This is a genomic window from Mesorhizobium sp. M8A.F.Ca.ET.021.01.1.1, assembly GCF_003998025.1.
In the GTDB taxonomy this organism is placed as follows: Bacteria; Pseudomonadota; Alphaproteobacteria; order Rhizobiales; family Rhizobiaceae; genus Mesorhizobium.
Genome location: NZ_RZSJ01000011.1, coordinates 20,230 through 27,558 on the forward strand (window position 1 = coordinate 20,230; position 7,329 = coordinate 27,558).

4 protein-coding genes are annotated in these 7,329 nt (G+C 62.9%); all 4 read left to right on the forward strand.

The features are described 5' to 3' along the window. Window positions 1-115: 115 nt before the first annotated feature. Entirely contained in the window at window positions 116-1,951 is a 1,836-nt protein-coding gene (locus EOA36_RS02855; protein WP_127275547.1) for a phage tail tube protein, read from the forward strand. 145 nt (window positions 1,952-2,096) lie between these two features. Then, a complete protein-coding gene (locus EOA36_RS02860) occupies window positions 2,097-2,531 on the forward strand; it encodes a hypothetical protein (protein WP_127275548.1) in 435 nt (144 codons plus the stop codon). 230 nt (window positions 2,532-2,761) lie between these two features. Further along, on the forward strand, window positions 2,762-2,953 hold the full coding sequence (locus tag EOA36_RS02865) for a hypothetical protein (RefSeq protein ID WP_127275549.1): 192 nt from the start codon (window positions 2,762-2,764) through the stop codon (window positions 2,951-2,953). After that, window positions 2,950-7,329, forward strand: a 4,380-nt coding sequence (locus tag EOA36_RS02870; RefSeq protein ID WP_145969104.1) for a tape measure protein, incomplete at its 3' end; no start/stop codon positions are given. The genes EOA36_RS02865 and EOA36_RS02870, both read left to right, overlap by 4 nt.

The following is a 7,329-nucleotide window of genomic DNA, read 5'->3' on the forward strand; positions in this document are numbered from 1 at the left end:
TTTGTCAAGAATTTCTTGACGTAAGACGCAAGAAAAACTAACATTCCGAACATTGAACAAGGATGGCTGGGAGTCGTCCGTCAACTCCCACACACTCTGACCAAGGAGCATCCCCATGGCGGGAACTTTCGCCGATTCCAATCGCGCGTCCCTTCGCTACCTCGCCGAAGACTCGGCAGCGTGGGGCGTAACCCCGAACTCCGGCGTGCCGCGCGAGATGCGCATCACCGGTTCGCAGCTTGCCCCCAAGAAGGAAACCAAGACCTCGGAAGAGCTTCGCTCTGACCGTATGGTCCCCGGCATTGCCGAGGTCGGCGCATCCGCCGAGGGTGAAATCAATTTCGAACTGTCCGCAGGTGCCATCGACGACTTCCTCGCCGCCTTCCTTTACGGCGTCTGGTCCCGTCCGATGGGCTTCGACGTGTTCAAGGGCAAGCATGTCTCGATCACCGACACCGACGAAATCACGATCGGCGGCGATTGGACGGTCTACCTGACGGTCGGTCGCAAGATCAAGACCGAAGGCTTTCTCACGACCGGCAACAACACCTACGCCACGATCGCCACCGTCACCTTCACGGGCGGCAACACCGTCGTCACCGTGACCGGTGCGACCTTCGTCGCCGAGGCGGCTTCCGAGCACACGACCGTTCTCGACGCCAACGACGTGATCCTCATGAAGAGCACGGACATCCGTTTCGGCACGGGCGGCGCATCCGCGATCGACTCCAACGGCACCAATGCCTTCGCGGCAGCGATTGCCGCTGGTCAGTTGAAGCTCGGCCAGAAGATTCATGTCGACGGTCTCGGCTTCGAAGCCGGTTCGGTTGTCCTGTCGGGTGTCCCCGGCGCGGGCTCCAAGGTCACGATCTCGGACGGCGTCAAGCAGAAGATTTTCCAGTGGGGCGGCGTTGTCGCGGCTGGCGTGGTTGGCATGGCAGTCGGTGCGTCCGCAACGGCGGCTGGCGACAATCTCGCTGCGGCGATCATGCTCGAAGTTGCCAAGGGCAACCTCGCACTCAAGGCCGTCAACACCACCGGCACGGTCGCGATCACCAACCTCGCCGCAGTCGCGGGTGGCTCGATCGTCGAGACCACCGACATCTCGGCCAACATCGCGGTCACCAACTTCGCTGGCGGCATCGACTCTCTGCGCGGCATCTTCACCGTCACGTCCGTCGCTGACGACGTGATCGGTGTGTTCCCGGCTCCCGCGACCAACGCGAACGCCGGCCCGGTCGGCATCACGGTCAAGGGCTCGATCATCCGCAACCCCGGCCGCGTTCAGGATTTCGTCCGTCAGTCGTTCACTGTCGAGACCTCGTTCGAAGACGTGAACCAGCACTTCGTGGCAACCGGCCTGCGCGTCGGCTCCTTCGAACTGGCGATGAAGTCGGGCGAAATCTCCACCGGTACGATCCAGTTGATGGGCCGCGCCATGGAACGCCGTCAGACGCAGACCTCGCTCCTGCGCAACGCGCCGTACACGCCGAAGGATGCTCCGGCGCACGACATCATGAATGCAACCTCGAACGTCGGCTCTCTGGCGATCGACGGCGTTGTCGGCGCGGCCTTCTTGCAGGAAATCACCATCTCCGGTGACGCCTCCCTGCGTGAACAGCGCGCGGTTGGCAACAAGTACGCTGTCGGCATCGGCGTCGGTCGCTTCCAGTTGACCGGCAAGTTCTCGGCCTACTTCGAGACCGGTGAACTGTTCGACAAGTTCGTCGACCACGACACCATTTCGCTGTCGTTCTTCTACCACGACAACGCGAAGAACCGTTACGACTTCACGATCCCGGCGATCAAGCTGACCGCCGACCCGATCGCGCCGGAAGGCATCGATCAGGACGTGGTCGAAAACATCGAGTGGGAAGCGCAGCGCGATCCGGCGACGAACTGCATGATCCAGATCGACCGCTTCTCCAGCACCATGCCCGCAATGGCATAACCAGCGTGTCCAGTAATTCTGGACACCTGTCTTTTCAATGGAGCCCGAACACTCCAGCGATGAACTCTTCGAGTTTGCGCGCGCGAAACGGGGCCGGTCCTTGTCGGGAGGATCGGCCCCACAATTCCCGACGAAAGTGAAAGCAATGGCAAAGTTCTCCGACATCTACGCTTACGACAAGTCCGCAGCCGAAGAGGGCGTCTGGAGCCCGGTCAGCGGCAGCATCAAGGTCAAGGTTCGCTCCTTCGACTCCGCCCACACCCGCGCACTCCGCAAGAAGCTCAACGAGCCGTATGCGGCCCTCCTGCGCCTCGGCAAGGAAATCCCCGAAGACGACCAGAACGAAATCTTCAAGAAGCTGATCTCTCAGTCTTCCTTGCTGGATTGGAACCTCACCGAGGGCACTGGCGAAATCGGCGCGGATGGTAAGGAAGTTGAGCGCAAGATTCCGTTCTCGGCCGACACCGCCGAGAAGTTCTTCGATGAAGAGCCGCAGTTCCTGCGCGACGTGATCGCCGTCCTGACCTCGAACGAGACGTTCAAGAAGCGCGCTCGCGAGGCCGACGCAAAAAACTCCTAAGCTGGCTCGCGCGGCAGTTCGCCACACCGGGAGCCAGCAAAAAGGCAAACAACCGGAAGTGGATCAACGACATCCGGCGTGAGCAGGGCAAGAGCCCGCTCCCCGATTCCACTCCCGAAATCGAAGACGATGCGCAGGATTTCCTCCCTGCGCATCTTCACTGGGTCTGGGCCGCTTTCGCTGTCCTTTCCCGCACCCGGATTGTCAACCAGAGCGGCCCGCAGCCGATCATGGTGACCGAGGTCCGCGCCTACTGCGACCTCGAAGGCCTCGTCGATGATGAGGACCGGCGTGACCTGCTCTTCTTCCTCTCCGAACTCGACGGCGACTGGCTTCGCCGGAAGTACGCCGAGATCGAACAGGCGCAGGACAAGCACCGGAAGGAGATGGAGAAAAAAGGCAACCGCCGAGGGCGTCGATGAGCGACAGTTACAACATCAAGATTGGCGTCGACGCCAGCAACGGACAGCGCGGCGTCAAGACGTTCACGGGCACGCTGAACGACGCCATGAAGACCCTCAAGGCGTTCGACCAGCGCGCCAAGAGCGCCTTCGAGTCGTTGAGCAAGCTCGGCACCACCAACCTGTCGGGCCTGTCCAAGACCGTGCGCGGCACGGCGCAGGCCATCGAGACGCTGAACCGCGTCAAGCTCTCCAAGACCCTCGTCAACAATCTCCAGATGCTCCAGCGCACCCTTGCCAGCTTCCGCTTCAACGCGGACGCGCTCAAGAAGGTGCCGGAAGCCATGGCGGCGCTCGCCAAGGCCAAGATCGACACGCGTTTCGTTGGCCTGCTCAACGAAGTCAAGGCAGCCCTCAAGGGCTTCCGTGGACCACCTGCCGGACTCGACAAGTGGGGCAAGGCCCTCTCGTCGATCGGCAAGATCAATATCCCTGCACCGCTGCCCGCGCGCGTAACGGCACTCTCCGCAGCAATGAAGGGCTTCAAGGGTCCTTCGTCCAGCGCCTCCAAGTTCCCCGCTTTCGTCAAGCAGATCGCGGGCCTCAAGATCACCCCCACACTCGCTGCGAACCTGAACGCCCTGCGAACCGCGAGTTCCGGGTTTCAGGGGCCGTCCGCCTCCGCCGTCAAGAACCTGACCGCGCTCCTGCATGCTATGTCGACGGCCGCGCCGGCACAGATCAATGCAGTCGCAGCCGGACTGGCGCGCTTGAACGGCCTCAACGTCAATGTCGGCCGCTCGGTTGGCAACGCCGGCAAGGCCGGCACCAGCGCCATGGCAAGCTGGACGCGCGGCATCGGCGGTACGATCGCTGCCTCGCGCATCCTCGATCGCCAGATGTCGTTGACCTATCACGCGGCAGGCTTGCTGACGACGGCGCTCGGCTCCGTCTCGGTCGGCGCGGTTGCGCAGGGCATCTATCAGACCGGCTCCGCCTTCATCGCGCTCCAGCGCACGCTCGGCACCGTCGCCACGTCGTCTACCGAAGTCGAAGATCATTTGAAGTTCCTGACCGATCTGGCGCAGCGCATGCCGATCGACATCCAGTCGGCCGCAGAATCCTACGGCAAGTTCGCCGTCGCCGCGCGCCTGACCGGTGTCTCGGCCGCAGACACCCAGAAGGTCTTCGCCGGCTTCTCGACCGCGTTCGCCGCCATGGGCGTCGGCGCGGAGAACCAGAAGTACGCGCTGCTCGCGCTTGAGCAGATGTTCACCAAGGGCAAGGTCAGCGCCGAAGAATTGCAGCAGCAGTTGGGCGAACACCTTCCCGGCGCGATCAAGCTGCTCTCCGATACTGTCGGCAAGGGCACGACCGAGTTCTTCAAGATGATGAAGGCCGGCGAAATCACGCCGGACTACCTGATCAAGATGGCGGACGGCGTGACCAATCGGTTTGGTCCGGCCCTCGAAGCCGCACTGAACTCGTCGCAGGGCAAGATTCAGGACATGCAGAACGCATGGACTGAGTTCAAGAAGACCATCTTCGACAACGGCTTTAACGCCGGCCTCGGCGCGCTGGCTGCCCAGTTCGCAACCGTGCTGCGTTCCGACGACATGTTGAAGTTCGCCAAGAGCTTCGGCGCATCCCTCGGCGAGGCCATGAAGGTCCTCGGCGTCCTCGGCCGTATGCTTGTCGAGCATAAGGATCAGGTCAAGGACTTCCTGATCGCTTTCGCCGCGACCGGCACGCTGGTGTCGTTCGCTGCCGCCGTGCGCTCGGCCATCTCGCCGACGACGCTGCTCTTCGCTGGCATGCTGGGTCTGGTCAAGCTGCTCCAGTCCGACTCCTCGATCACCACCAAGCTTCTCGGCATCGGCGCGGCCGTCGCCGGGCTCTCGATCTATATGGGCGCTGGTGCCGTTTCCACGGCCAAGTTTACCGGCGCTCTGCTCGCTTGGACGGCCGCTGCCTACGGCGCGGCCAAGGGCGGTGCTTGGCTCGGCAAGTGGATCGGTGAAAATCTTGGCGACAAGATGATCCAGTACATGCCGGGATTCTCGCACGCGCTGGCGGACTTCTCCAAAACCGACCTCGTGACCGGATTGAACGGCATGTTCGGCATCGGCGATAGCGTTGCCGAAGAGGCCGGTCAGAAGACCGGCACCGACTACATGAAGAGCATCGGTAACGCCCTCGATCCGTCGAACCTGTTTGGCGGCTTCACCGACGAGTTCAACAAGCTCAAGGCGCAGGCCGACGCGACCGCCAACGGGATTCAGAATCAGGAACTCTCGAACGAAAAGCAGATCAACAAGCAGCGCGAGGAAGAGATCAAGCTGCTTGAGCAGAAGGCGAAGACGCTCACACCGGCTGCCCAGAAGCTCTGGGATGAGGTCAACGCACTCGGCAAGGCCAACGACCTCTACAAGAACCAGTTGACCTACATCGACGAGATTCAGAAGAAGCGTGGCCTGTCCGACGCGCAGGCTGCCAGCATGAAGAAGGTGCTGGACGCCAAGACGCTCGACGACCGCAGCCCGGTCGGCGCGCTGGTGCGCGACTACACGGCAGAACTCAACGCCGCCAAGGCGCGCACCGGCTATGAAACTGCCGTCAACGCGGCTGTCGACGCGCGCAACGACCTGCTCAAGCAGGGCATCGACCTGACCAATGAACAGGCTCAGGCGCTGACCGATTATCAGGTCGGCCTCGCCAAGATGAACGGCGACATCGGCAACGGCATCGAGCGTTGGTCCGCCAAGGTCGGCGACTTCAACGACAACATGCAGAACGCCATCGCCGATGGCATCGGTGGACTGTCCGACGAGATCAGCAAGTTCGTCACGGGTGCCGACGCCGACTTCGCCGGTCTGGCGCGCTCGATCCTCGCCAACTTCGTCAAGATCAGCCTCGACTCCATGATGAAGGACATGTTCGGCGCAATGGGGCAGGACGGCCAGAAGAACGGCCAGTCGCAGGCTGAGCAGGCGCTGGCCAAGCTCTCCAGCATCGGAGAGACCATCACCACGGCAATGACCAACGTCTACACGTCTGGTCTGGCGATCGACGGCCTCGGCCTCGGCGCGACCGGTGCCGATACGTCCAAGATCGCAGATGCAACTACCAAGAGCATCAGCAACGCCGTCACGCGCGCACCTCTGGCCGACATTCCGGGGGCCAAGACGCTGCCGAATGGACCGCTGTCGACCGATCGACTGCCTCTGGAAAAGGCGGTCAGCGCCAACACGGACGCGATTAAGACCATGGCTTCGGCACAGGTCAGCGCGACCAAGGCAACCACGAGCGCGGCCGACGTGATCAACCCGGCGCGGCCGGGCTCGATGCTCGACCAGATGCGCAAGGGTGAGACCACGTCTGCCCAGATCAATGCTGCGCGGCCGGGCTCGATGCTCGACCAGTTGCGCAAGGGCGAGATCACGTCCGACCAGATCGTCATCAAGAACACCAACAACACGAACGCGGACCTCGGCCTGCGCGGCGCGCAGCCTCTGCCGACCTCTCAGGCCATGGCAAAGGCCGCGCCGGCTTACGCTGGTGGTGGCGGCGGTCTGCTCGGCAATGCGGCCGGCACCGGCACCTACAAGGAAGTCGGCAACTTCGTCAGCCGTGGTGCGGACAATGTCGACTCGCGCCTGCGTGACATTCTTGGCACCGCTGCCAAGCGCTCCGGCTTGCAGGTCGAAGCTTACTCCGGCCAGCGCTACTCCGGCCACGGCGAGCACACGCGCGGTCTGGCGACCGACGTGAAGCTGACGGACCCGCTGACCGGCAAGAGCTATGGATCGGCGGCTGGCGGCGGCATGTATCAGAACGCGGAACAGTTCCGCGTCAATGAGCAGTTTGCCCAGACGGCCCGTCAGGTCCAGATGGAGAAGTACCCCGAACTCGCAAAGGACTTCCGTTGGGGCGGCTACTTCGGCGGCAAGTGGGGCCGTAACCCGGCAACGGGCAAGGACTACCAGTATGGTGCCGGCGACGGCATGCACTACGACCTCGGCGGACGCGGTCAGGCCGGCAACCGCATGGGCGGCGGCTCGTGGGCTGGTGGCCTGAGCGATCAGCAGCGCGCCTTGCTGGCCCGTCAGGGATACAATCCGACTTCGATCGGCATGGGCTCTTCGGCTAACTCGGCCGGCAAGCCCGCGCTCGATCCGACCACGACCAATTCGATCGACGCCCTGAACGCCAAGATGTCGACCATGGGTCAGGCTGCACAGGCCGCAGGCGCACCGCTGGAGCAGATGAAGACAAAGCTTGCCGAGACGGGCACCAACGCCCAGACCGGCGCGCAGACGGTCGGCATGGCGAACCAGCAGAAGACCATGGCCGATCAGCAGATGGCCATGTCCGCGCAGACGGCCGGCGTGCAGGTC